This window comes from Citromicrobium bathyomarinum, from assembly GCF_021021475.1.
Classification (GTDB): Bacteria; Pseudomonadota; Alphaproteobacteria; order Sphingomonadales; family Sphingomonadaceae; genus Alteriqipengyuania; species Alteriqipengyuania bathyomarina.
Window position 1 is genome coordinate 215,968 of the sequence record NZ_JAINWL010000004.1, and the last position, 25,605, is coordinate 241,572.

Genomic DNA, 25,605 nt, shown 5'->3' on the forward strand with positions numbered 1-25,605 from the left:
CAAATCAGCCGCATATTAGCGAGACACCCAGTGCCTTCTGCCAAGCTGATCCTTGTCGAAGACGACCCGGCACTTGCCGAGCTGCTCGAATTCCGGTTCGCCAACGAGGGCTATCAGGTCCGTGTAACCGCCGATGGCGACGAAGCCCTGCTTATGGCGAGCGAGGACGTGCCCGACCTGATCATCCTGGACTGGATGATCGAGGGGACCAGCGGGATCGAGGTCTGTCGCCGCCTGCGCAGGGACAAGGGTACCGCGCACGTCCCGATCATCATGCTGACCGCGCGCGAGGCGGAGGATGACCGGGTCCGCGGGCTGGAAACCGGCGCCGACGATTACCTGACCAAGCCGTTCAGCCCCCGCGAACTGCTCGCCCGGGTAGCCGCCGTCATGCGTCGCATCCGCCCGGCGCTGGCCGGCGAGACGATCGAGGTCGGCGATATCAGGCTCGACCCCGTCGCGCACAAGGTCGAACGGCGCGGGCGCAACCTGCAGCTGGGGCCGACCGAGTACCGTCTGCTCAAGTTCTTTATGGAGAGCCCGGGCCGCGTGTTCAGCCGTGGGCAGCTGCTCGACGGCGTATGGGGCACCGGCAGCGATATCGAGCTGCGCACGGTCGATGTGCATATCCGGCGGCTGCGCAAGGCGCTGGAGCTGGAAGGCGCAAGCGATCCGATCCGTACGGTCCGCTCCGCCGGATACGCGCTCGAGGCGGTGTGAGCACAAGTGGTTGGCCGCGCTATGCGGTCCCGGCGGTTCTGATCGCGGGCTGGACCGGCGCATTGTTCCTCCCGGTTGCGACCACCGATCACATAAACGAAAATCAGACCTTTGCGGGTTGGATTGTGCTGTTCCTCGGCACGCTTTTCGGCTGGATGCCCCTCCAGTTCGCAGCGTATGCCAATCCCGTGTTTCTGCTCGCTCTGGCCTATAGTGCTTGGCGCGGCGAAGAGGCCGGGCGGCGGATTTTACGGATCAGTGCGGTGCTGCTTGCGCTGGGTATCGTCAGCGCGTTGTTCTGGCGCAATGTTCCGGACGATTCAGGCATGAACGAGATCATGACCTATCATACCGGATATTATGTGTGGCTGGGTGTGATGGCTGGCGCAGTTGGCTGGCTCTGGTTCATGGCCCGAAAATCACCGACACACACCGCCTAACCCGCGCGCCGCCTGATCGAGGTGGAAGTGGTCGCGATGCGCTTCATTGTACTCGGGTGAGAGGACGGTGCCGAAGGCTCGGCATGCCCCATCGCGCACTGCGCGCAGGAAGCGGGCCTTGTCGCCCTCCCCCTGCCAGTCGTTGACCACCGCGATCCGGGTACCGTCCGCCAGCACGAAGCCCGCGATGTCGATCGCGTTGGCGGTGGCATGCTCGCTCCACGGGCCTTCGTCGCGTCCGTACATCCGCCGACAGCTGAAGCTGCCGAAATGCTCGATCTGCGCAACTTCCTGACCGAAGATGTCTCGCGCGGCGGGCTGCACGGCATCACGCCGCCAGATTTCCAGCGCGGCGGCAGTCGCGCAGGTCGTGTCGGGCCGCTTGCCAGCGTAGGGGAATTCGTCAAGCCGTGTGCGGCTGGTGCGAAGGCATGGCGCCTCGCCCAGCGGCTCCAGCGCGGTGAAGGCAACCTCGCTGCGCTCCAGCACCGCGCGGCATTGCGCCGGGTCGTCCCGCAGCGCCGCAATCTTGGAGCGGGTCGCCCAGCCCGGCTCGTCGCGCAGGTCGAGCGGGGCCCACGGATTGCTGCCCGGATTCTCGGCCAGCCACGCCCGCCCGCCGACGAACAGCGCCAGCAGTACGAGGATTGCGAGCACGCGCCGGTCGGTCCCGAGGCTGGCGAGCGGCCTCAGCACGCGGACGACGCCGCGCGGCCATCGGGAATGTCGCTTGCCCTCGCTCATCCTCAATGAAAGTCGCGCGACTTGGGAATGATCCGGACATTGCGGGGATGGCCGCCGGTGCCGGGCAATTCGTCGATCAGATCGCGCGGCCGAATTGGGGGGTAGATCTCGTTTTCAGTGCCCTCATCGCGCAGGTTGTCGCGCGGATTGATCTTCCCTGACGGCAGCGGGCTGTTCACATGGTCGGCGCGCGCCAGCTGGTATTGCAGCGCATCGTCGGACAGGCGCGCGAGCATGTGCGTCGCGTCGGTCATGTGGTGGGCGATGACGTGGATCACCTCCTCATCGTACTCCACCCGCCCGCGCACCTCCATAAGCCGCGCGCCCATCACCACCTTGCGCTGTTTTTCCTTGAGATCGGGCCACACGACCAGGTTCACCACCCCCGTCTCGTCCTCCAGCGTGATGAAGCACACGCCCTTTGCGCTGCCCGGTCGCTGGCGGATCAACACCACTCCCGCGACCTGGACCATGGAGCGGAACTTGCGCTCGCGCAGGTCGCACGCACGCACGAAGCCACGCTCGGCCAGATCGGCGCGCAGGAAGGCCATCGGGTGTGCCTTCAGGCTGAGCCGGGTGGTCTGGTAATCGGCGACGACCTCTTCGCTGAGCGGCATCACGGGCAGCGCAGTCCGGGCCTTTTCCGCCCCCTCCTCACGCTCTGCCGCCGCGCGGAACAGCGGTAGGTCGGGTGCGGCGATCAGGCTGCGCGCGTCCCACAGAGCCTGCCGGCGCGGCAGGTCGAGCGACTGGAAGGCATCGGCGCTGGCGAGCCGTTCGACATGCGAGGGAGCAAGCCCTGCGCGATCGCGTAGCTCTGCCACATCACGATAAGGGCCGTTTTCGATCCGTTCCGCCACCAGCTTGGCCGCGACATGCTCAGGGAAACCGTCGATCTGACGCAGGCCGAGACGCAGGGCCATGGGTCCCTTATCCTCCCCGGCACGGGGAGGAATGTCCTCCAACGTACAATCCCAGTCCGACCCATTCACATCCGCCGGCAGCACCGCGACCCCATGCCCCGCCGCATCGCGCACGATCTGTGCGGGCGCGTAGAAGCCCATCGGCTGCGAATTGAGCAGCGCGCAGGCGAAGGCCGCCGGATAGTGGCACTTGAGCCAGCTGGAGACGTAGACGAGGTGCGCGAAGCTGGCCGCATGGCTCTCCGGGAAGCCGTATTCCCCGAAACCCTTGATCTGGTCGAAGCAGCGCTGGGAGAAGTCGGGGTCGTAGCCGCGCTCGATCATCCTCCCGACCATCATTTCCTCGTGCGCGTGCACCATTCCCCGGCTGCGGAAGGTGGCCATCGCCCGGCGCAGGCGGTTGGCCTCTGCCGGAGAGAACTTGGCCGCATCGATGGCGATCTTCATCGCCTGCTCCTGAAAGATCGGCACCCCGAAAGTGCGCCCAAGGATCGAGGACAATTCGTCAGGCGGTCCATGCTCGGGCGCGGGCGCAGGAAGCTGGAAATCGGTCTTTCCCGCGTGCGCCAATCGCCGCTGCTTGAGATAGGGGTGGACCATATCGCCCTGGATCGGGCCGGGGCGCACGATTGCGACCTGCACCACCAGATCGTAGAATTTGCGCGGTTGCAGGCGCGGCAGCATGTTCATCTGTGCCCTGCTCTCGACCTGGAATACGCCGAGCGAGTCCCCCTTGCACAGCATGTCGTAAACCGCAGGATCCTCCTGCGGGATGGTGGCGAGGGTCAGTGGCCGCTCGTAATGGTCCTCCAGCAGATCGAGGCCCTTGCGAATGCAGGTCAGCATCCCGAGCGCGAGCACGTCGACCTTGAAGATGCCAAGATCGTCAATGTCGTCCTTGTCCCATTCGATGAAACTGCGATCGGCCATTGCGCCATTACCGATCGGCACGGTCTCGGTCAGCAACCCATCGGTGAGGATGAAACCGCCCACATGCTGGGATAGATGTCGCGGCATTCCAATCATTTGACTGGTGAGCGTGAGAACGCGCCTCAAGTGCGGATCGGTGATATCCATGCCCGTTTCCGTGACGTGATCCTCGCCGATCTCGCGCCCCCAGCCACCCCACACGGTCCGCGCGAGCGACGCGGTTACGTCTTCCGACAGGCCCATCGCCTTGCCCACCTCGCGGATCGCCATGCGCGGGCGATAGTGAATGACGGTGGCGCACAAGCCGGCGCGATCCCGTCCATACTCCTTGTAAATGTGCTGGATGACTTCCTCACGCCGCTCATGCTCGAAATCGACATCGATATCGGGTGGCTCACTGCGCTCTTCGGAAAGAAACCGGTCGAACAGCAACTGGTGCTCGGCGGGATCGACGCTGGTGATGCCAAGGCAGAAGCAAACGGCGGAATTGGCCGCGCTGCCGCGCCCCTGGCACAGGATCGGGGGCGCCTGGCTACGCGCGAAATCGACGATTTCCTTGATGGTGAGGAAATAGGGGGCGAGATCGAGCTTGCCGATCAGCTCCAGCTCATACTCAAGCGTGGTTTTAACTTTGGCAGGTATCACGTTGGAATAACGCCAATTTGCACCCTCCCAGGTCTGCTGTTCCAGATATTGCTGCGGGGTCATGCCGTCGGGATAAGCCCGCTTCGGGTACTCGTACTTCAGATCTTCAAGGCTGAAGGTGCAGGCATCCGCGATATCGCGTGACGCCATGATGGCATGGGGCCAGCGCGCGAACAGGCGGATCATTTCTTCGGGCGATTTGAGGTGCCGCTCGGCATTGGCGTGGAGCAGGTGGCCGGCGGCCTCCACGGTCGTCTTGTGGCGGATTGCCGTCATGACGTCATTGAGCGGGCGGCGCTCGGCCGCGTGGTAATGCACATCATTGGTGGCGAGCAGCAACAAGCCGTGCTCGCGCGCCATCGCGCCCAACCGATCGATCCGCGCGATATCGTCGCCGCGATAGAGATAGGCGGCGGCAAGGTGGCGCAGCGTCGGCAACTGCGCGGTCAGGTGCGCAAGGAGCCGGGGGAATGGCGCGGTCAGTTCGACCTTGTCGTTACCCCGGACCTGATCCGGGCTAACGCTTCCCTTCTGCAGCTCCGAAGAAGGATGACGAAAGGGGATCACATTGCTGGGCACCGCAATCGTGAACCGTGCACCGAGATCGTCCGGCGGTAGCAGGATCAGTTGCACATCCTCAGCATGGTCGGCGAGCATCGCGAGGTCGATCTCGCACACACCCTTCTCCTGCCACTTTCCCGAAAGCGTCTGCATCCGGCCCTGGCTGATCAGACGACACAGGCACCCGTAAGCCGCGCGATCCTTCGGGTAGGCGAGAAAGGCGAGGCCTTCGACCGTCTCGATCCGGCAACCGATCACGGGCCGCAGCTTTAGCGTCTTCGCCTCGGTGTGAATACGGACCACACCAGCCATCGTATTGGCATCGGCAATTCCGAGCGCGTCATAGCCAAGCATTCGCGCGGCGGTAACGAGGTCGACCGCGTCCGAACTGCCGCGCAGGAAGCTGAAGCACGAGACGAGACCCAGCTCGACGAAGGGCGCGCGGGGTGGCGGATCGACGCCATCCGGGTCGATCTCTATCCGGCGCTTGTCGGGGGTGAGTGGTGCGTCGGGCATGGGTGGATTGTCCTGCCCTCCCCGTCATTCGCGCGAAGGCCGGAATCCAGCTTTTCTCGGCGCACCGACCTGCAAAAGAAGCTGGACCCACGCCTTCGCGGGGGTGACGAGAAAAATGGAATGGCTCACTGCTCGACCAATTCCGCCAACCGCGCGCGTACTGCAGCAAGATCGGCATCGAACAACGCGGCCTGCTTCTCGCGCGCCTCGCCATCGAGGCGCAGGAGGTAGGAAGGATGAGAGGTGACCCACAGCTCGCTGCCGTCCTCAAGCGGGATGGCCTGCCCGCGAACCTTGGAAATGCTGACGGTCTTGCCCAGCATCCCGCGTGCTGCGCTGGCACCCATGGCCAGCACCAGCTTGGGCTTCACCATTTCGCGCTCGCCCTCGATCCACCAGCGGCAGGTGTCGATCTCCTTGGCAGTGGGCGACTGGTGCAGCCGCCGCTTGCCGCGCATCGTGAACTTGAAGTGCTTGACCGCATTGGTGACGTAAGCCGCACTGCGGTTGATCCCCGCGCGTTCCAGATGCACGTCGAGCAGTTGTCCGGCAGGGCCGACGAATGGCCGCCCTTCCTGATCCTCGTGATCGCCCGGCTGTTCGCCGACGATCATCAGGGCCGCATCGCCCGGCCCCTCACCCATTACCGCGCGGTTATCGAGGCAACCGATCGGACACTTGCGACACGCCTGAATGGCCTCGCCGATCGCCTCCAGGCTTTCGGGACGTACGCCGTCATCGCGCTCTCCTGCCGCCACCATTTCGCTTTCCCGCTGCTGCGCACCTGCGATCAGCTCGGGGATGAGAGCGGCCTCGGGCAGATTCTTCCAGTACTTGCGCGGCATCTCGGAGAGCATCGCGCCCACCTTCAGCCGCGCGGGATTGAAGATCGACGCGTAGTAGGTGCGCCACAGGTCCTCGACCGGGTCGCCGTGCGGCGCGTCGGTCTTCTGCGCGGGCGGGCCTTCGCGCATGGTCTCGCCATCCCAGTGCAGCGTGCCCTGCGGCGTCAGGATCGACCAGCGCATGCTCGCGAACCGGCGCCGGAAGAAGCCCGCATTGGTCCGCAGGATGTGATGCTCGGGCTCGAACCAGGCGACGTAATGCTCGCCATCCTCTGCTTCGACCTGTCGGAAGCGGACGAAGGCGTGCATCTTGTGGCTGTCGCGCCGGACGTTCTTGTCGAGTTCCTCGACGCGGCCGACATCCGGATCGGCCTTGTCCTCCATGATCCGCGGATTGCGCTGGAGCCGCCAGAGCAGGCGATAGAGCAGCGCGAAACGCGCCGGATCGCGGTGCAGCGCGGCATTGCTCGCGAGGCTCAGGTAGCGCTTGCTCGCGCGGACCGGAGGGGCATCGGCGGGCGGCTCTGGCAGGCGCATGCCGCCGCTCGAAAAGAGATCGTCGGTCCCGCCCGGCTCGACCCACGCGATCTTGCCGGGCGGAATATCGCATTGAATCAGCGCCCGCGCGCGTTCGCGCCAGAAAGCGAAGTCGTCGCTGCGCGGCAGCTGGACGGTGTAATGCGCGTGGGGTTTGACGTGCTGGAGCGCGGTCACGACGCATGCTCCAAGCCCTCACCCCCGCGCAGGCGGGGGTCCAGATAAGAGTGGTAGCACGAACCGGCGGTGTTAGCTGGGCCCCTGCTTTCGCAGGGGTGACGGGAAATGATGGTCATGCCGCAAACAGCTCCAGCTGCTCGGTCTTGGGTGCGAGCAGCGTGCGCAGGTCCGCGCGGTCGGTCAGCATCGTCGGGCGCCAGTCCACGGTGCAGATGAAGGGCCGCACCTTGGTCAGCGACACGGTCAGCCGCGCCACATCGTCGAGCCGCAAGGTCCGGTGCCGACGGGAGGCGAGGATGCGGTGCACCGCTTTCACCCCCAGTCCCGGCACGCGCAGCAAATCCTCGCGGCTCGCGCGGTTGACGTCGACCGGAAAGCGTTCGCGGAATTTCAGCGCCCAGGCGAGCTTGGGATCGATGTCGAGTGGCAGGTTTCCGTCGGCCTCGGCCGCCTGCATGATCTCCTGCGGGCGGTAATCGTAGAACCGCATCAGCCAGTCGGACTGGTAGAGGCGGTGTTCGCGGATCAGCGGCGGGCGCTTCAAGGGTAGCACGGCGGAGGCATCGGGGATCGGCGAGAAGGCGCTGTAATAGACGCGGCGCAGGCCGAAACTGTCGTACAGCCGGCTCGCCCGGCCCACGATATCCGCATCGCTCGCCGCGTCGGCACCGACGATCATCTGGGTCGACTGGCCCGCGGGCGCAAAGCGCGGCGCGTGCTTGAACCGCTTCTTCGCATCCTTCGCTTCGACGATATCGCTACTGGTCTTGCCCAGTGCGCCCTCGATCTGGCGCGCATTCTTGTCCGGCGCGAGGCGCGTCAGCCCCGCATCGGTCGGCAGTTCGACATTGATCGAGACGCGATCGGCGTAAAACCCCGCGCGGTGAATGATCTCGGGGTCCGCCTCGGGGATCGTCTTCAGATGGATATAGCCCCGGAAATCGTGCTCCTCGCGCAGGATGCGCGCGGCCTCCACGATCATCTCCATCGTGTGGTCGGAGCTCTTGATGATGCCCGAGGAGAGGAACAGCCCCTCGATATAATTGCGGCGATAGAAACTCAGCGTCAGGTCCGCGACCTCCTGCGGTGTGAAGCGCGCGCGCTGCACATTGGAACTCTTGCGATTTATGCAATAGTGGCAATCGAAGATGCAGTGATTGGTCAGCAGGATTTTCAGCAGCGAGATACACCGGCCATCGGGCGCGTAGGCATGGCAGATACCCATCCCCTCGGTCGAGCCGATTCCCCCGCTTTTGCTGTTGCGCTTGGCCGTGCCGGACGAGGCGCATGACGCATCATACTTGGCCGCATCGGCGAGAATCTTCAGCCTGTCGAGGATCGGAGAGCTCATATGTTCTTTATATGTTCACTTTACCTTCCTGCCTAGCCCTCTTGTAAGATCGCCTCTTTCATGCATATAGTGCAACCGCGGGACCGGGCCCCTCTGGCGCGTCAATGACGCGTGATGTCGGACCGCATCATTAGTCGAAGGGCTGCACCAGCCCTCTGGATGAAGATGCGCGTGCGACCGGGGAAAGCGATCTTTCCGATTACTCCATCGCACGCACAAGGGATGGAGAATGACGTGAAAAGTTTCGTTCTTGGTTTCACCGCAATTTCAATGATGACCGCCACTGCCGTGACTGCCCAGTCGCTCGACTGGCGCTATACCGACGGCACCGCGTCCGAACACTGGGCCAAGGCCAATGCCAGCTATGCTGCGTGCGATGCGGGCAAGATGCAAAGCCCGATAGATCTCAACCAGGCCAATGCGATCGGCGATATCGAACTTTCGACGAATTACGGCCCGGCAAAGGCCAAGCTCAGCCTGGGCCAGCACAAGGTGCAGATCGATGCTGCAGCAGGCCAGGGCATGGTTTCGGGCGACCGCCAGTTCACCCTGATTCAGGTGCACTTCCACACCCCCTCTGAGCATGCGATCGACGGCAAGCGCTATCCGCTGGTGGCCCACTTCGTCCACGCGACGGATGACGGCACGCTGGGTGTTCTGGGCGTGATGTTCGAGGAAGGCGAGGCCAATCCCGGGCTGCAGGCAATCATCGACGCGCTGCCGCAGGGCAACAAGGCGAGCTTCGACATAGACCTGGCCGAGATGGTGCCCGAGGAGCTGCAGGTCTATCGCTACATGGGGTCGCTAACCACGCCGCCGTGCAGCGAAAACGTCAACTGGCATGTCGTCGAGGAGGTGCTGGAGGCAAGCCCGGCGCAGATCGCGGTCATGGAGCAGGCGCTCGGCATGAGCGCGCGTTCGATCCAGCCCGCCAACAACCGGTTGATTGTTGCTCCCGCAGACTGACCGCCCATGACAACCGATGGGTGCCGGCCCCCTGAGCGGGGTCGGCACCTGTGTCGACATCACGCAGCGGCCCTGCGCGCGTGCCGACCGGGCCGTGTCAGCGAGGAATTGACATAATGCGACATTTGGTACCTGCGATCGCGGTGGCGGCGGCCATCGCGAGTCCCGCCCACTCGTCTGACGAGGGGTTCGAAGTGTGGCTCAACCCGTCCATCTCAACCGATCTCGACGCGGACACCGCTGTCGAGCTGGAGACCGCTCAGCGCTTGCGCAGTGCAGACGACGGGCGGGTCGACACCTACTTCTTTCGCCTGTGGCTGAAGCAGGATCTGACCGACGCGTTCACCCTAGCGGGCGCGGTCGAGCGACGGATCAATAATGGCGGTCGCGACGAAACCCGTACCATGCAGCAGCTTTCGGGCCGACACGGTGTGCTGCGCACGCGGCTACGGTTCGAACAGCGTTTCGCCGACGGGGCCGACCGCAGGGGGCTGCGGCTGCGCCCGCGGGTGGGCGTGTCCTTCCCACTGGATGAAGCCGGACGCTGGTCGGCCGGTGCCAATGCGGAACTGTTCTGGACCCTTCGCGGCACACGCTCGGGCGGTGACGATGGCATTACCGGCCTGCGCACGCAGATCGGGCTTGGATATGAAGTGAGCGACCGGGTCGAACTCAGCCTCACCTATCTGCGCCAGCAGGACTTTGAGCCGGGCGGCCCGGACAAGGTAGGACATGCGCCGCTGATCGGGCTCGAATATTCCTTCTAGCCATCACCTGGCGATCCCGGGCCTGGGAATATCGTACGCGCGGTCGGTGTACAAAAGCCCTTTGTGATCCGCATCTTGCGCTCTCGTGTCCATTGACGCATGATTGCGTTGGAGGAGAGTACGACATGGATGATCTTTCGATCACGTCGGGTATTGCGAACCGCATCTGGCGCGTGGCGTTGTGGGGTTCCTTTCTCGCCATCCTGATTGCACCGCTGGTCGCGATGCAATTCACCGGCGAGGTACACTGGACCCCCTTCGATTTTGCTGTGGCGGCGGTGCTGCTGGGCGCGACTGCGCTGGCGATCGAGTTCGCAATCCGCACCATCGGCCGGCCCGTCTGGTGCGTGGCCGCCGTGCTCGGCATCCTCGCCGTGCTGCTGCTGGTATGGGCCGAGGTGGCGGTGGGGGTGTTCGGGACGCCTTTCTCGGGCAGCTGACCTTTTCGGGCAGCTAATAGGGCCGCGATCGCATCAGGCATACAGGCCCTGCAAGAACCACTCAGGCACCCCGCCTCGTCCGTCGCCCGCAATACCGTAGCGATAAATCCAGTAGCGGCGCCCGGCATCATCCTCGATCCGGTAATAGTCGCGCAGCCGCGCGCTGCCGCGTTCGCGCCACCATTCGGGCGCGATCCGTTCCGGACCCTCGACCCGCGCGATCTCGTGCACTTCGCCGCGCCAGCGAAACCTTTGCGGAAAACCGTCGGGCGTGGCGTAGAGCACCGCGATCGGCTCCGCACGGTCGAGCAGCTTGAGCGGACGCGCGTGGAAGCGAAAAGCCTCCTGCTCAGGCGGTTCGGGCGATAGTGGCGGCTGCCAGGCTTGCGAGCGTTCGGGCACATGGCTTCCCTTCAGCACCGGGCGGCGCACCGCCTTGGAGCCGAGACGCGTAGTCAGCCGGTCGACGAAGGCGGATAGCGAGGTGCCATGCCGTTCGGCAGCAGCTTCGATGTCGTTCTGGCTGGCGGGCAGCGCCTCCGCCCAGCTGGCGCGCAGGCGGACCAGCTCGATCCCGAAGCCGGCGTCGATATCGCCCAGCTTCTCGCCGAACAGCCGCACGATATGGTCTGCATCGCGCGTCGCTGCGGCGAGCTCGAGCGTTCTGACGACGACCTCTCCGTCGACGCGCCACAGCCCGAGGTCGAGGCGACGTGCGCCCTGCCCTGCTCCTTCGAGTTCGCGAACCATGTCGACCGCCAGATCCCCCAGCACGGTGTCGAGCAGCGTGCGGTGGCGGATCGGCTCCATCAATCTGCGCTGCACCAGCGGCACTTGCTGCGGCACCACCGGCAGCAGCGGTTCGGGCACCCGGCCGAGCAGCTGGTCCATTCGTACCAGCGGGTTGGCGGCGGGCGACCTGCGGTTGCGGAAACGGCGATGGAGTGCGTCGCGACCGACTGTACCGAGTTCGCCGAGCCGTTTGAGCCCAAGCCGCCGCAGCACGGTGAGCACATCGTCGTCGAGCCGCAGCGCGGCAACCGGCAGATCGGAAAGGCGCGCCTCCATATCGTCTTGGGGGGCGAGAATGCTGCGATCCGGCCCGTAATGCGCCAGCGCCCATGCCGCGCCAGCGGTAGGCGCGATCGCCGCGCGCATGGCGAAGCCGCGATGCGTGAAGGCATGATGGACATCCGCCAGCAGCTTTGCCTCGCCGCCGAACAGGTGCGCCACGGCGGTCACATCGACCAGCAGGCCGTTGGGTGGGTCGAGCGCGGACCACGGGCCCCAGCGCATGGCCCACGCGGCAAGCTTTTCCAGCTCGGCAAGATCGCCCGCCGGATCGCCCGGCACCGCGACGATGGAGGGGCACAGGGTGCGTGCATCGGCGAGCATGGTGCCGATCCGCGCGCCTGCGTTTCGCGCCGCGCTGTTCGTCGCCTGGATGCGCGGGCCGTGCGCGGTCTCGGCAATCAGGACCAGCGGCTGCGCGTCGGCACCTTCACCGCGCGCGCAGCCTTCGGCGAGACGCCAGCGGTCGATCGCGAAAGCCGCGAGCCAGATCGAGAGGATGCGGCGGGGCGCCATACTCAACCAAGAACCCTCTCCCCGTCGGGGGAGAGGATGGCGACACTTGCTCCGAAGGAGCTCACAGGGCCTGGAGAAGGGGACTTGCCATTTGGAACCTTAGTTCGCCCCTCTCCAACTCCGGCTAGGTCGCTATGCGACCTAGCCTTCGTATCCTCTCCCCCTGCGGGGAGAGAGGTTTCGCGCTCCGCCACCAACGCCTTCGCATCCTCGCTCAATCGCCACAGGCCCGGCGGATGCTTTCGCGCGCGGAACAGTTCGGCCTGCCACGCCGGAGCACCCGGTGCCTGACGATTCCACTTCGGACGGGCCGAGGGAGCAGCCTGTACCGCCCACCGTTGCCGCGCGGACGAAAGATCGCGCGTCCCCTCGAGGCGCACCAGCGTCAGCGGGACACCGTACTTTTCCGCAGCCAGCGTCAGCCGGCGCGAGGCGGTGAAATCGAGCGCGCGGGGGCTGCCCACGATCTCGCCGATCACGAAGGCAATGTCGCGGCAACGCACCGCCTCTTCCAGCGCGAACAGCGCATCCTCGTCCTTCTCGGCGAGCACGTGGATCAGGCGGTGACGGATTTCCTGCGGCAGGCCTGCCCGGAACGGACGCCCGCCGCGCTTCACCGCGGCGCGAGTCTGCACCCACACCACCGCGCGGCGATCCTCCGCCTCCTCCCCCTCTTCGCGCACCCGGTGTCGCCACGCGTCCAGCGCCAGAGCGAGCGCCGCGCCCGCCCCGCTGCCCTCTCGCCCCGAGGCGAAGATTTCGCTTTGCGCGACGGCATCCAGCCCGGGCTGCCAGCGCTGTGATGTGGCATCGGATGCAAGCTGGGCGGCGGTGGGAAGGCTGTCTTGGATCATGGCGGAACGACTCATATGTTCCTTTTATGTTCCATTTTATTCCTGACGGCAAGCATCCGACGAAGGCCGTCTCGGTCCGGGCCACGAAACCATCTCTCCTCCTCGCCGTTGGAGAAACAAAGGAGATCACAATGAGATACAATGAAGGCAAGGCCGACGAACTGCGCGAGAAATTCTGGAAGGCGCTGGCCGACAGCCCTTACCTGTTCCTCCAGCTCGACACCGATCCGAAGAGCGCGGTGCCGATGTCGCCGCAGCTCGACAAGGATGCCAACAGCTCGATCTGGTTCTTCACCCATACCAAGAGCGATTTCGCCAAGCTGGGCGCGGCGACCGCGACCTTCGAGGGCGAAGACCACAAGATGTTCGCGCGCTTCCACGGCACGTTGACCAAGGAAACCAGCCAGGAGCGGTTCGACCAGTTCTGGAATAACTTCGTCGAAGCCTGGTACGATGGCGGCAAGGACGATCCCGACATCCTGTTCCTGCGAATGGACCTTGGCGATGCGGAAATCTGGAACGGCGATATGGGCCTGCTCGACGTCGCCAAGATGGCGCTGGGCATGAACGTCCACGACGATGCGGAAGAGAAGCACGTCAAGGAAACGTCGCTCTGAGCGAGCATTTTCCAACCCGTCAAAAAGGGGCGCATCCGCGAGGATTGCGCCCCTTTTTCATGCATCAGGCCGGCGGCGGCTCGATCGGCACCATCGTTTGCCCACCCGCCACATCGTCGACCACTTCCACGATCCCGCGCCCCAGATGGCTGCGCGAACGGCTGTAGGCGAAGTAGATCACGATCCCGAGCAGGCCCCAACCGGGCAGGAACAGCATCGCCTCGTATGGCAGGTTGAGGAACAGGAACACGCAGCCCGCAATCGTCAGCGGCGCAATCAACCACGCCGCCGGGACGCGGAACGCCCGTTTGCGCGAAGGATCGCGACGGCGCAGCACCAGCAGCGCGACCGCCACCATCGTGAAGGCGTAGAGTGTGCCAGCGTTGGAGATATCGGCGAGCTTGCCGACCGGGAAGAACGCTGCACCCAAGGCAACCGCGCCGCCGGTGAGCATGGTCACGATATGCGGCGTCTTGAACTTCGGGTGCACCCGGCTGAGGCTTTCGGGCAGCAACCCGTCGCGCGCCATCACGAAGAAGATGCGCGTCTGCCCGTAGATCAGCACCAGGATGACCGACGGCAGAGCGAGGAACGCGGCGATGCCGAGCAGGTTGCCGATGCTCGACCAGCCGATCTGCCGCAGCACATGCGCCAGTGCCTCGTTCGAGCAGACCAGCGGCAGCTGGTCCGCGGCATAGGTCGCGCACTGGCGCGCGAGCTCTTCCGACCCGGTCGGGAACGGCACGCCGTTCGGCCCCATGATCGGCTGCCCGCCAATGGTGCCGATCGCGCCCGCCGCGACCAGGATGTAGAACACCGTGCAGAACAGCAGCGATCCGACCAGCCCGATGGGCACGTTGCGCTGCGGGTTCTTGGTCTCCTCCGCCGCGGTGGAGACTGCATCGAAGCCCACATAGGCGAAGAAAATCGTCGCCGCCGCGCCGACTGCGCCGAGCCCCGAACCGAAACCGCCGAACACGCCGGCAGGCAGGAACGGGTTGAAATGGCTCGCGTCGAAATCCGGGCTGGTGAAGGTCAGCGCGATGAACGCGGTCAGCGCGGTGACCTTGATGAGAACCAGCACCGCGTTGACCTTGGCACTCTCGCTCGTCCCCACGATCAGCAGGCCGGTCACCAGCAGCGCGATGATCAGCGCGGGCAGGTTGATCAGCCCGCCCGGCGCGCCGCCCAGCACCAGCGGCCCGGCGGCAAGCCAGGCCGGCAGCTGGACACCGAGAATCTCGTTGAGGAATGTCCCGCTGAAATAGCCCGACCAGCCGACCGACACGGCAGCGGCGGCGATCGCGTATTCCATGATCAGCGCCCAGCCTACGGTCCACGCAAGCAGCTCGCCCACGCTGGCGTAGCTATAGGTATAGGCAGAGCCCGCGACGGGAATCATCGAGGCGATCTCTGCATAGCAGAGCGCCGCAATGATGCAGACCGCGCCCGCGATGGCGAAGGCGAGCATCAGGCCCGGTCCAGCCTTCTGCGCGCCTGCCGCCGTCAGAACGAAAATCCCGGTGCCGATCACACAGCCGATGCCGAACAGCATCAACTGGAACCAACCGAGAGTGCGATGGAGAGACTTCTTCTCCGCCGTCGCCAGAATGGCGTCGAGCGGCTTTACGCGGCCGAAAATCATGGGCGCAGATCCACGGTCCGGAAGCGAGCCCTCCCCGCCCTGCCGACCGCGTCTGCGTCAATATTACAACTCGAAGACCTCGGGAAGCTGGATTCTTGCCTCAGCTCAACAGGCTGGGGAACAATCCGGTGACCAGGATGGTCGCCACCGCCAGCGGGCACAGCCACGCGAGCAGGAAGCGCCACAGCGCAAAGACCGGCGCGGAAAGCTGGGTGGTCGTCTCCAGCAGCCGCCGGTCCGCCTTCCAGCCGATGAAGATCGAGGTCAGCAGCGCGCCAAGCGGCAGCATGATCTTGCCGGTGAACCCGTCCACCGTGTCGAGGATGTCGGTGTCTGCAAAGATCGGCCAGAACGATAGCGGGCGCACATCGGACCACACGTTATAGCCCAGCAGGCAGGCGATGCCGATCAGGAAAGCGCCCCCGCCAAAGACCAGCGCGGAGGTCGTCCGGCTCCAGCCCAGTTCTCCGATCCCGTAAGCGGTCGGCACTTCGAGCAGCGAGATCGAGCTGGTGATCGCGGCGACCAGCACCAGAATGAAGAACAGCAACCCGATGAGCGAGCCCGCCGGCATTGCCTCGAACGCGAAGGGCAGGGTCTGGAACACCAGCGTCGGACCCGCTGCGGGGTCGAGCCCCACCGCGAACACGATGGGGAAGATCATGAGCCCGGCGATCAGCGCCACCGCGGTGTCGGCGATCGCGATGGTGACCGCAGTCGATCCCAGCGGAGTGCCTTCGCGGATATAGGAGCCATAGGTAATGATCCCCGCCACGCCGAGCGAGAGCGAGAACAGCGCCTGACCCAGCGCGGAATTCATCACATCCGGGGTCAGTCGCGACCAGTCGGGCGTGAAGAGGAAGGCCGCAGCCTCGCTCACATCGCCGACGACGGCGCCGTAGATGGTGATCCCAATCAGCAGCACGAAGAAGGCCGGCATCAGCCAGGTCGCCGCTTTCTCAATCCCGTCCGAAACGCCGCGCGCAACGATAAACAGAGTGCCGCCCATGAAGGCGAAGTGCATCCCCAGCAGCAGGCTGGGGCTGGCGAACAGGTTGGTCAGGCGGTTGGCGATTTCTTCCTGGCTCTGCCCTTCCAGCGCGCCCCGGAAGGGATCGCCCGCAGCTATCGCAGAACCGAAATCGGCAGCAAAAACGCCCGCGTAGTAGAGCACCCAGCCTGCAACGACCGAATAGAAGGAAACGATCAGGAAGGCCGCCAGCGCACCGATCGCACCGAACGAGACCCAGCCTTTGGAGACGTTCGATTCTTCCGCAACGCGGCGGATGGAGCCGATCGCGTCGGTCTGCCCTGCGCGGCCGATGAATATCTCCGCCAGCAGCAGCGGCAGGCCCAGCAGGAACACGCAGCCGATATAAAAGATCACGAAGGCCCCGCCCCCGCTCTCGCCGGCCAGTGTCGGGAACCGCCAGAGATTGCCCAGCCCCACCGCTGCGCCGATCGCGGCGAGGATGAATGCCGAGCGCGAGGACCAGCCCTCAGCCGACGTGGTTGTCGTTGTGGCGACCATTAAAACTTTCTCCCTGCCGCACCTCCCGGGTGCGGTTTACCCTTTGCATTGGTGGGGCTTTTGCAATGTTTCTTCCGCCACGTCGAGTGCTGTGCTTTGCGTTTGTCCCGCCGAGGGGCTAGCACGCGCTCCATGTCGACAACCTTCCAGATCGATACGGCGACCAGCCGCGCGACCCCCACCCCGCAGCCGATGAAGCGGCTGACGGTCCCCAAGATCCAGAATCGCAAGGCGGATGGGGAAACCAAAGAGCCGCTGGTGATGCTAACCGCATACACCGCGCGCCAGGCGCAACTGCTCGACGAGCATTGCGACCTGCTGCTGGTCGGCGATTCGCTCGGCCAGGTGATCTACGGCCTGCCCTCAACGCTTCAGGTCACGCTCGACATGATGTGTGCGCATGGTGCTGCCGTGGTTCGCGGCAGCTATCACTCGGTGGTCGTGGTCGACATGCCTTTCGGCGCGTATGAGGGCAGCCCGCAACAGGCGTTCGAAAGCGCGAGCCGGATCATGGCCGAAACCGGCTGTGCGGCGGTGAAGCTGGAAGGCGGCGAGGCGATGGCGGAAACCATCTCGTTCCTCTCGCAGCGCGGCATCCCGGTGATGGCGCATATCGGCCTCACCCCGCAGGCGGTGAACGCGCTGGGCGGCTATGGCGCACGCGGACGCAGCCAGGAAGAGCACGCCAAGATCATCTCAGACGGCAAGGCCGTGCAGGAGGCAGGTGCCTTCGCTGTCGTGGTCGAAGGCGTGGTCGAACCGATCGCGGTCTCGCTGACCCAGTCGCTTGAAATCCCGGTGATCGGCATCGGCGCTTCCGCGCAGTGCGACGGGCAGGTGCTGGTGGTGGACGACATGCTCGGCATGTTCGAACGCGTGCCCCGCTTCGTGAAGAAATACGGCAACCTCGCCGAAGAGATCACCGACAAGGTGCAGCAATACGCCAGCGAAGTGCGCGCGCGCAGCTTCCCGACCGAAGACCAGACCTACCAGCCCAAGAGCTAGTCTCCCCCTCAACCCACCGGATCGCCCCGGCACCGCACGGACACCAACTTCGTGAACACACTTCTGCGACATTACTGGGGCTCGCTGCTCTTCACTCTCGTGTGCTTCATCGCGGCCGGGTTCTACGCCTGGAACGCGGGCGGCAGTGTCGGCAGCGTGGCCCACGTGCTGTGGATCGTGCTGGTTCTGTCGATCCTCGAAATCTCGCTCAGCTTCGATAACGCAGTGGTCAACGCGACCGTGCTGCGCGAAATGGACGAGAAGTGGCAGCGCCGCTTCCTGACATGGGGCATCCTGATCGCGGTGTTCGGGATGCGGATCGTCTTCCCGCTCGCCATCGTGGCCGTAGCGGCCAACCTCGATCCGCTGTCCGCAATAGACCTCTCGCTCAACGATCCGGAGCGCTACGAGGCGATCGTATCATCGGCGCATGTCGGTATCGCAGGCTTCGGCGGTGCCTTCCTGACCATGGTCGGGCTGAATTTCTTCTTCGACGGCGACAAGGATGTCGACTGGATCCGCGGGCTGGAGCTGGCGCTGCGCCGCTTCTCCGAAATCCGCGCGGCGGAGATCGGCATCCTGCTGCTGATGCTCTACGGCATTTCGACCATGCTGCCCGAGGGTGAGGGGATGGTTTTCCTGACCGCCGGCATTCTGGGCCTGGTCACCTACATCGCGGTCGATGCGATCGGCACGGTGCTGGACAAGGTGGAACGCCGCAAGATGGCCGAGGGCGCAGTGCGATCCGGCCTCGGCGGGTTCCTCTATCTCGAAGTGCTCGACGCGAGCTTTTCCTTCGACGGGGTGATCGGGGCCTTCGCGCTCTCGAACAACATGCTGATCATCGCACTGGGGCTGAGCATCGGGGCGCTGTTCGTGCGTTCGATGACGGTCCACCTTGTGCGCGCGGGCACGCTGACCAAGTATCGCTTCCTCGAACATGGTGCGTTCTGGGCGATCATCGCGCTGGGCCTGATCATGCTGCTGTCGGCGAAATTCCACATTTCGGAGAGCATCACCGGTCTGATCGGCGCAGTGCTGATCGGCATCTCGCTGCTGTGGTCGATGCGCTACAACCGCAAGCACGGCACCGAGCGCGAAACCGCCTAGTTCTGCAGATCGTACTGCTTGAGCAGATCGTAGAGCGTCGGCCGCGACACGCCGAGCAGCTTTGCGCTGCCCGAGATATTGCCTTCCGTTCGCGCCAGCGCCTTGCGGATCACCTGCCGGTCGACCTGCTCGCGCGCGCCCTTCAGGTTGAGCGGCGCGGCATCGTCCATATTCGGTGATGCCAGGTCGAGGTCTTCTGCGCCGACCAGCTTGCCGTCGGCCATGATCACCGCGCGTTTCACCCGGTTCTCCAGCTCGCGGACGTTGCCCGGCCACTTGTGCGCGTCGAGCGCGGCGAGCGCATCGGGCGCAAAGCCCTTTACCGAGGGGTTCATTTCCTGCGCGAAGCGGTTGAGAAAGGCCTTGGCCAGCAGCGCAGCATCGCCTGCACGTTCGCTGAGCGAGGGGATGCGCACGACGATCTCCGCCATGCGGTAGTAGAGATCCTCGCGGAACGTCTCCTCGCCGATCATCGCGTCGAGATCGCGGTGGGTGGCGCACACGATCCGCGTGTCGACCGCAATCGCCTTGCGCCCGCCGATCCGCTCGATCGTGCGCTCCTGCAAAAAGCGCAGCAGCTTGACCTGCAGGGCCAGCGGAATGTCGCCCACCTCGTCGAGGAACAGCGTCCCGTTGTCGGCGGCTTCGATCTTGCCCTCGGTCGTCTTGACCGCCCCGGTAAACGCGCCTTTCTCGTGCCCGAAAAGCTCGCTTTCGAGCAGGTTTTCGGGGATCGCGGCGCAGTTGATCGCAACAAAGGCCCCCCCGCGGCGCGGACTTGCGTCGTGAAGGCCGCGTGCGAGCAGTTCCTTGCCCGTCCCGCTCGCGCCCAGCAGCATTACCGATGCGTCGGTGTTCGCCACGCGCTCGATTGTTCGGGCGACCTTCACCATCTCGGGTGCGCCGGTGATCAACGTGCCGAGCACGGTCTTGGTCTTGCCGACCTTCTCCGCCAGGCGACGGTTCTCCGCCTCGATCCGGTGGAGGTTGAGCGCACGCGATACGATCAGTTCGAGCGCCGCGATGTCGACCGGCTTGTGATAGAAATCATACGCCCCCGCTCCGATCGCATCGAGCACGCTTTCATGCGCGCCGTGCCCGCTGGCGATAATCACCTTGGTCGCGGGCGCCTGTGCCATGATCGCGTCGAGCACGGCGAAGCCCTCGCTTGTACCGTCCGGATCGGGCGGCAGGCCGAGATCGAGCGTGACCACCGGCGGTGCCTCCGCGCGCAGGATCGCCAGCGCATCCTCACGCGTGCCGGCCACGAACACCTGATAGCCTTCGAAAGCCCATTTGAGCTGCGTCTGCAGGCCTTCGTCGTCTTCGACGATCAGCAGCTTGGGTTTGGGATCGCTCATCAGGCTGCCTCGCGGGAGAGTTTCTTGTCGACCGGTTCGCTTGCGACGCCGACCAGTTCGATGGTGAAGCGCGTGCCCAGGCCGACCCGCGACTGGACCAGCAACCGCCCGCCCATCGCACGGATCAGTTCGCGCGCCTCCAGAGCGCCGATTCCGAAGCCATCGGATTTGGAGCTGACGAAGGGCGCATAGAGCTTGTCGCGCAGGAAGGCCGGGTCCATCCCTTCGCCGACATCGACGATATCGATGCTGGCGCCAATGTGGTCCCCGTGGATCGCAACGCAGACCGGCGCGTTCGCGGGGCTTGCGTCGAAGGCGTTCTGGATCAGGTGAACCAGCGCCTGCTCCAGCCCCTCACGATCGGCCATCGCAGCCTCATCGCCGGTGATCGAGACGCGGGCCTGCCACGAAGGGCCGAAGCTGGCTGCAACGTCCCCGATCAGGGCCGCAAGCTCGACCCGCTCGATCTCAGGCACGCGCTGGTTGCCATAGCGACCAAGCCGCTGAATCAGTCCGTTGAGCTTGGCGGTGCTGGTGCCCAGCGTCTTGAGCATATCCTCGCGAAACGCGGGATTATCCGCGTGGCGCTGCGCATTGTGCGACAGCAGCGAGAGCTGGCTGGCGAGGTTCTTGATATCGTGGAGGACGAAGGCCATCCGCCGATTGAACTCGTCGAACCGCGCCGCCTCCATCAGCGCGTGCTGCCCCGCCTGTTCGGCAAGATAGCTGGCCAGCTGACGCCCCACGACCTTGAGCAGGTCGAAATCCTCCCAATCGAGCTGACGATCGATCAGCGGCCGGGCAAGCAGCACCGCGCCCTGCAACCGGTCGAAATGGCGCAAAGGCACGATCGCCCAGCTCGCGCTGTCCGCGTCCAGCCAGGCTGGCAGCGGGTCGACATCGCCTGCCTCGGACTTTCCCGAACGCCATTGTTCGAGATCGATCACGTAGTCGTTTTGCGAAAGGAAGCCAGCCAGTTGATCCGGCAGGCTCACCACATCATCGGCCAGCGTGGGCCAGCGCCAGGTCTCCGCAAGGACAAGCGTGCCTTCGGGATCGGGCAGGAACAGCGCGGCAGACGGGCTCTCGGTAATGTCCGCCATCGCCTTGGGCGCGCGCAGATGTAGCGCATCGCCAGCCTCTCCGCCACGTCCGATCGTATCGGCAAGCCGCAGCCACTCGGCCCGGTAATCGTAGCGATGGCTGAACAGATGCTTCTGCGCTGTGACCTTCAGCCACGCGCGAAACCGTTCGGACGGCAGCCACAGCGCCATCACGGTCAGCAGCGCGACCAGGAAGCCGACCTGCGCAAGCCGCGCTCCATCCGCCTCCATCAGGTTGAGCACCCGCGCGAGACCCGCCATCGCCAGCAGATAGCCGCCGATCAGCAGCAGCGAGAGCGAACGGAACGCCACCTTGCGCGAGGCACGAAGGCGCAGGGCACTCACATCCGCGCCCAGCGCCATCGCCAGCGGCACGAATGCGATTGCGACCACGACCCCGCGCAGCGCCGCGATCTGGTCCGGAAATTCGCCCGACAGCCAGGTCGCGGCGTAGTAATTCAATTCGAACAGCCACAGCGCAGACAGCGAGATCGCGACCCACCGCGTGCTCGCGCGATCGCGATGCGAGGCACCGACATAGAGATTGTGCAGCAGGACCAGCGCACCGATCGCAACGAGCATGTGGAACAGCGAGGATACTCGCAGTGCAGAGGCGGCAAATTCCGGCCCTGCGTCGATCAGTGCATCTGCGGCCAGCACGGCACCCTGCAACAGTTCCACGAACACCAGGCTGACGATCACGAAGCGCACCTTGCGCGCGCTCTCCTGATCCACCCCGCCCGCGAACAGGGCGTGGACCAGCGCCAGCCAGCTGAGATTGCGCAGAACCTCGGCCCCCGCAGTGACCAGCGCAGCCGGGCCGAGCGCGGCGAGCACGCCCGCCCACACGCCCGTCAGGCACAGCGCGACCAGCCCCGCGATCCGCTCGCGCCGCCAGGGCAGCGGCCTGCGGCACAGCCAGATCGCGGCCAGAGCGCAGGCCGCGGCGCATACGGTATGGCTAGCCAGAGCGATCACATGCCACAATCCCGCGTCGGCCATCAGCGCGCGCCTTCGGGATAGAGGATCACCCGCAGCGTCTGGAGCAGGATCAGCAGGTCGAGAAAGGGGGTGTAGTTCTTCGCGTAGTAGAGATCATACTCCAGCTTGTGCCGTGCATCCTCGATACTCGCGCCGTAGGGGTAGTTGATCTGCGCCCACCCGGTGATCCCCGGCTTCACCATATGGCGTTCGGCATAGAAGGGCAGCTGGTCCTCCAGATCGCCGACGAATTTCGGCACTTCCGGACGCGGGCCGACGAAGCTCATCTCGCCCTTCAGCACGCTCCAGGTCTGGGGCAGCTCGTCGATCCGGACCTTGCGAATGAAGCGGCCCAGGCGGGTTACTCGCGGATCGCCCACGGTCGCCCACTGCGCACCGTCCTTCTCCGCATCGGTGCGCATGCTGCGCAGCTTGAGCAGTACGAAGGGCCGCCCGTGGAGGCCGACCCTCTGTTGGCGAAAGAAGGCCGGGCCCTTGCTGTCCAGCTTCACGAGGATGGCGAACAGGGCGATCACCGGCAGGGTGATGGTCAGCACGATCAGGCTGGCGATGATGTCCACGGTTCGCTTGGTGATGCTCGACCAGCGCCGCCCGGCGGAAAACCCATCCGAAAAGATCAGCCAGCTGGGATTGAGTGTGTCGAGATCGACGCGTCCCGTCTCGCGCTCGAGGAAGCTGGAGACCTCGTGCACCGGGACGCCTTTCGTGCGCACCCGGACCAGATCCGCCAGCGGCAGCGCATTGCGACGTTCTTCCAGGGCGAGCACCACCTCGGTCGCGCGGACACGTTCGACGAAAGCGCCCAGATCGCCCAGCTCGTCGCGCCCTATGGCCTGTTCGAGAATACGATGGGGTTCGTTCATCGCGATGAAGGCCACGATCTTGAAACCGCTGTCGCCACACTCTTCGAGCGCCTTCAGCCGGGCGGCGCGGGTACCGGCGCCCATTACGACGACGCGCCGTTTGAGGTTCTCGCGGTTGACCGCATGGCTGAGTGCAATGCGGGTTAGGCCCATCATGACCTGGGCCAGGCCAAGGGCATAGAGCAGCGTAGAACGCCAGAATCCGACGGTCGGCAGCACGAAGTCGAGCACCGCCAATGCTACCCCGGCGAGCGAAAGCGCGACCAGCGAACGGGCAAAGGCATAGCGCGGGCTGCGCAGCGCCTCGGGACTGTAGAGCCCCAAGGCGATTAGCGACAGCGAGCAGATAATTGTAAAACCGATGATCGGCGGAAGCCGCTCGGTCCACGGGCCAACCTCGATCCCGATCTGCATCGCGCGCAGGTGCCACGCGAGATCGCCTGCAAGCAGCAGCAAAACAAGGTCGCAGAAGCCGTAAAGCAACACGGCCTGCGGGATATAGTGCTTGAACAGCCTGATCATCGCGCCCTGCCGGAACCCTTCTCCGCGTCGTTCTGCGGAGGTTCGGCTTAGGGGCGAGTGATGAAATGTCGGTAAATTTTACACCCTGCCGAAAAGCTCCGGCAGGGTGCTGCAATTACTCTGAGGGGGCGACCCGGTCTGCCGCGTTCTCGATCGCGTCACCGGCCTGGTTGGCTGCGTCGCCCACCTGGTTAGCCGCGTTCTCGACCGCGTTGTCCTTCGCGACTTCGGCATTGCTCATGTTGGAAAAAAGATAGATCGCCGCGACGACGGCGATGAGGGCGACGATCAGCAGCACGATCGTCGTGCCGCCGCTCTTGCTTCGCTCGCCATCGGTGACGATGGTGTGCGTGGTGTGGGTGTGGCCGTCCTGATCGGTATGTTCGGTAATGCGTTCTTCGGTCATGGCGAATGCGCCCCTTGCGGTTTTACTGACTTGCACAAAGCGCAAGATGCCTTGCGGTTCCGTGCAAGGGTCACGCGACCGCCGTCTGGATTGGCCCGCGTAGCGAACGCGCGGGGCATTCAATCCGGCGGCAGGTGCGGCAGCCGGGGCCGATCGGCGTCGCGTCATCTTCCTTCAGCGAGACACCACGACCGATCGCGGTGGCATCGGCAAACTTCGCCTCCAGGCCCAACAGCAATACGTCGGTGCGCGGTTCGTCGGCATAGGGCGGCGCGGCGATATGCGCGACCAACCAGTGTTCCGGTCCCAACGCACCGCTTTCCATCATGATCGCCTGCGAATGCCATTCGGCCCGCCGCTCCAGACCCAGACGCGGGCAGCCGGGCCGTCGGTCTAGCAGGCTGGTCCCGCTCGCGCCCAGCAGCCGTTCGAACAATTGCACCGATCCGTCGATCCGCCCCACGAAGAACGGCAGACCGCGCTGGCCGACCCGCTGGAGCGTGGTGAAACGGCGAGCGACCTCGCCCACATCGGTGGCGAAACGGCGGGCAAGCACCTGCGGCTCGTAAGCGGTCGCCTCGCACGCGCGCAGGAACCGGCCATAAGGCATGACCAGCGCGCGCGCGTAGTAGGCGCGAAGATAGCGGGCGAAGGCATCGCGCCCCTCGCGGTGATCGAACGACGCGCCATCGGCGATGTCCGCGATCAGCTCGCGCTGCTCGAGTTCGGCGACCTGCTTGGCCATCTCGATATTGCGCGCCGCGGGGGAGAGCATTTCGGATAGCTGGACCTGCCGCGCATGCAGGTCGAGCCGCCGGTTCGCCTCGGGCAGCACGGCGCGCGGGAGATATCGGATCGCGAGATCGTGCCGCTCGCGCAGGTGATCGGTGAGAGCTGCGCCGATATCCGCGCGGGCAAGGCGCAGCTCGTCGGCCAGATTCTCCGCCGCCTCGTCCACATCGGCGAAGTGGTTGCGCCAGCGCTCGATCGCGCGCCACACCTCTTCCTCGAACGGGCGGGTTTGCGCGCCCGCCCTCCCCCGCTCGTCAAACAGGCGGGCGAAAGCAGCGGCGGCCTGTGGCGCGGCCGCGAGGAATTCGGTCACTTCCGCACGGTCGATCCCCAGATCTGCGAAGCGGTCGTCGCCCAGGCGGCGGGCGAGCCCGTCGACACCGCCGATTGAGCTGCTTTCCTGCAGGGAGCGTGGATCGTAGTCGAACTGGTCGACCAGCTCGAGCACCACGCGTGCGGTGACAGGGCGCTGGTTGCGCTCGATCAAATTGAGGTAGCTGGGCGAGATCGACAGGCGCTGAGCCATGCTTGCCTGCGTCAGACCTTCGCGGCGGCGCAGGCGGCGCAGCGCGGCACCGGCATAGAGGGATGGTTCGCTCATGGCTTTGGGCTAGCTTTCGTTTGTAAACATCTTCACAAGAA

The 25,605-nt window shown here is 65.0% G+C and carries 21 protein-coding genes; 8 read left to right on the forward strand and 13 right to left on the reverse strand.

The features are described 5' to 3' along the window. The first annotated feature begins 30 nt into the window (after positions 1–30). On the forward strand, positions 31–720 hold the full coding sequence (phoB, locus tag K7H93_RS15250; protein WP_010237821.1) for a phosphate regulon transcriptional regulator PhoB: 690 nt from the start codon (positions 31–33) through the stop codon (positions 718–720). A 62-nt stretch (positions 721–782) separates the two neighbouring features. Next, entirely contained in the window at positions 783–1,160 is a 378-nt protein-coding gene (locus K7H93_RS15255) for a hypothetical protein (protein WP_230784342.1), read from the forward strand. Here K7H93_RS15255 and K7H93_RS15260 read toward each other — a convergent pair. From K7H93_RS15260 to K7H93_RS15275, 4 genes are all read right to left on the reverse strand, one after another. Then, entirely contained in the window at positions 1,140–1,904 is a 765-nt protein-coding gene (locus K7H93_RS15260) for an extensin-like domain-containing protein (RefSeq protein WP_230784343.1), read from the reverse strand. The genes K7H93_RS15255 and K7H93_RS15260 overlap by 21 nt on opposite strands. Positions 1,905–1,906: 2 nt before the next feature. Then, positions 1,907–5,479: an error-prone DNA polymerase gene (locus tag K7H93_RS15265; protein ID WP_230784344.1), complete on the reverse strand. Its 3,573-nt coding sequence runs from the start codon at positions 5,477–5,479 to the stop codon at positions 1,907–1,909. A 125-nt stretch (positions 5,480–5,604) separates the two neighbouring features. Continuing rightward, on the reverse strand, positions 5,605–7,038 hold the full coding sequence (locus tag K7H93_RS15270; protein ID WP_230784345.1) for a UdgX family uracil-DNA binding protein: 1,434 nt from the start codon (positions 7,036–7,038) through the stop codon (positions 5,605–5,607). A 115-nt stretch (positions 7,039–7,153) separates the two neighbouring features. Continuing rightward, a complete protein-coding gene (locus tag K7H93_RS15275) occupies positions 7,154–8,392 on the reverse strand; it encodes a putative DNA modification/repair radical SAM protein (protein ID WP_054527481.1) in 1,239 nt (412 codons plus the stop codon). A gap of 234 nt (positions 8,393–8,626) precedes the next feature. Here K7H93_RS15275 and K7H93_RS15280 point away from each other — a divergent pair, with 234 nt between their 5' ends. From K7H93_RS15280 to K7H93_RS15290, 3 genes are all read left to right on the forward strand, one after another. Further along, positions 8,627–9,358 (forward strand): carbonic anhydrase, encoded by a 732-nt coding sequence (locus tag K7H93_RS15280; RefSeq protein WP_230784346.1) that lies wholly within the window; start codon positions 8,627–8,629, stop codon positions 9,356–9,358. 116 nt (positions 9,359–9,474) lie between these two features. Next, positions 9,475–10,125 carry a DUF2490 domain-containing protein gene (locus K7H93_RS15285; protein ID WP_230784347.1) on the forward strand — a complete coding sequence of 217 codons (651 nt, stop codon included), beginning with the start codon at positions 9,475–9,477 and terminating at the stop codon, positions 10,123–10,125. 125 nt (positions 10,126–10,250) lie between these two features. Next, positions 10,251–10,565, forward strand: a complete 315-nt coding sequence (locus K7H93_RS15290) for a hypothetical protein (protein ID WP_054524253.1) — start codon at positions 10,251–10,253, stop codon at positions 10,563–10,565. Positions 10,566–10,598: 33 nt separating this feature from the next. Here the strand turns inward: K7H93_RS15290 and K7H93_RS15295 are convergent, their stop codons facing one another. Both K7H93_RS15295 and K7H93_RS15300 read right to left on the reverse strand, forming a co-directional pair. After that, entirely contained in the window at positions 10,599–12,152 is a 1,554-nt protein-coding gene (locus K7H93_RS15295) for a DNA polymerase Y family protein (protein WP_230784423.1), read from the reverse strand. Positions 12,153–12,154: 2 nt separating this feature from the next. Further along, positions 12,155–13,021 carry a hypothetical protein gene (locus K7H93_RS15300; protein ID WP_230784348.1) on the reverse strand — a complete coding sequence of 289 codons (867 nt, stop codon included), beginning with the start codon at positions 13,019–13,021 and terminating at the stop codon, positions 12,155–12,157. Between the two features lie 116 nt (positions 13,022–13,137). Here K7H93_RS15300 and K7H93_RS15305 point away from each other — a divergent pair, with 116 nt between their 5' ends. Then, on the forward strand, positions 13,138–13,623 hold the full coding sequence (locus tag K7H93_RS15305) for a pyridoxamine 5'-phosphate oxidase family protein (RefSeq protein ID WP_226663469.1): 486 nt from the start codon (positions 13,138–13,140) through the stop codon (positions 13,621–13,623). A 64-nt stretch (positions 13,624–13,687) separates the two neighbouring features. On the opposite strand, the gene K7H93_RS15310 is transcribed toward K7H93_RS15305, so the two are convergent. Continuing rightward, positions 13,688–15,268: an amino acid permease gene (locus K7H93_RS15310; protein WP_230784349.1), complete on the reverse strand. Its 1,581-nt coding sequence runs from the start codon at positions 15,266–15,268 to the stop codon at positions 13,688–13,690. Positions 15,269–15,368: 100 nt separating this feature from the next. Then, entirely contained in the window at positions 15,369–16,799 is a 1,431-nt protein-coding gene (locus K7H93_RS15315) for a sodium-dependent transporter (protein WP_230784350.1), read from the reverse strand. Between the two features lie 132 nt (positions 16,800–16,931). Between K7H93_RS15315 and panB the strand changes: the two genes are divergently transcribed. Then, positions 16,932–17,804, forward strand: a complete 873-nt coding sequence (panB, locus tag K7H93_RS15320) for a 3-methyl-2-oxobutanoate hydroxymethyltransferase (RefSeq protein ID WP_010237796.1) — start codon at positions 16,932–16,934, stop codon at positions 17,802–17,804. Between the two features lie 51 nt (positions 17,805–17,855). Beyond that, positions 17,856–18,914 (forward strand): DUF475 domain-containing protein, encoded by a 1,059-nt coding sequence (locus K7H93_RS15325; protein ID WP_230784351.1) that lies wholly within the window; start codon positions 17,856–17,858, stop codon positions 18,912–18,914. Here K7H93_RS15325 and prsR read toward each other — a convergent pair. From prsR to K7H93_RS15350, 5 genes are all read right to left on the reverse strand, one after another. Beyond that, positions 18,911–20,275, reverse strand: a complete 1,365-nt coding sequence (gene prsR, locus K7H93_RS15330) for a PEP-CTERM-box response regulator transcription factor (protein ID WP_230784352.1) — start codon at positions 20,273–20,275, stop codon at positions 18,911–18,913. The two genes, K7H93_RS15325 and prsR, sit on opposite strands and share 4 nt — an antisense overlap. After that, entirely contained in the window at positions 20,275–22,380 is a 2,106-nt protein-coding gene (prsK, locus tag K7H93_RS15335; RefSeq protein ID WP_230784353.1) for an XrtA/PEP-CTERM system histidine kinase PrsK, read from the reverse strand. The genes prsR and prsK overlap by 1 nt, the downstream gene beginning before the upstream one ends. Continuing rightward, positions 22,380–23,765 carry a TIGR03013 family XrtA/PEP-CTERM system glycosyltransferase gene (locus K7H93_RS15340; protein WP_226663460.1) on the reverse strand — a complete coding sequence of 462 codons (1,386 nt, stop codon included), beginning with the start codon at positions 23,763–23,765 and terminating at the stop codon, positions 22,380–22,382. The genes prsK and K7H93_RS15340 overlap by 1 nt, the downstream gene beginning before the upstream one ends. 115 nt (positions 23,766–23,880) lie before the next feature. Continuing rightward, entirely contained in the window at positions 23,881–24,171 is a 291-nt protein-coding gene (locus K7H93_RS15345) for a hypothetical protein (RefSeq protein ID WP_010237788.1), read from the reverse strand. A 70-nt stretch (positions 24,172–24,241) separates the two neighbouring features. After that, positions 24,242–25,564: a helix-turn-helix domain-containing protein gene (locus K7H93_RS15350; protein WP_230784354.1), complete on the reverse strand. Its 1,323-nt coding sequence runs from the start codon at positions 25,562–25,564 to the stop codon at positions 24,242–24,244. Positions 25,565–25,605 lie beyond the last annotated feature (41 nt).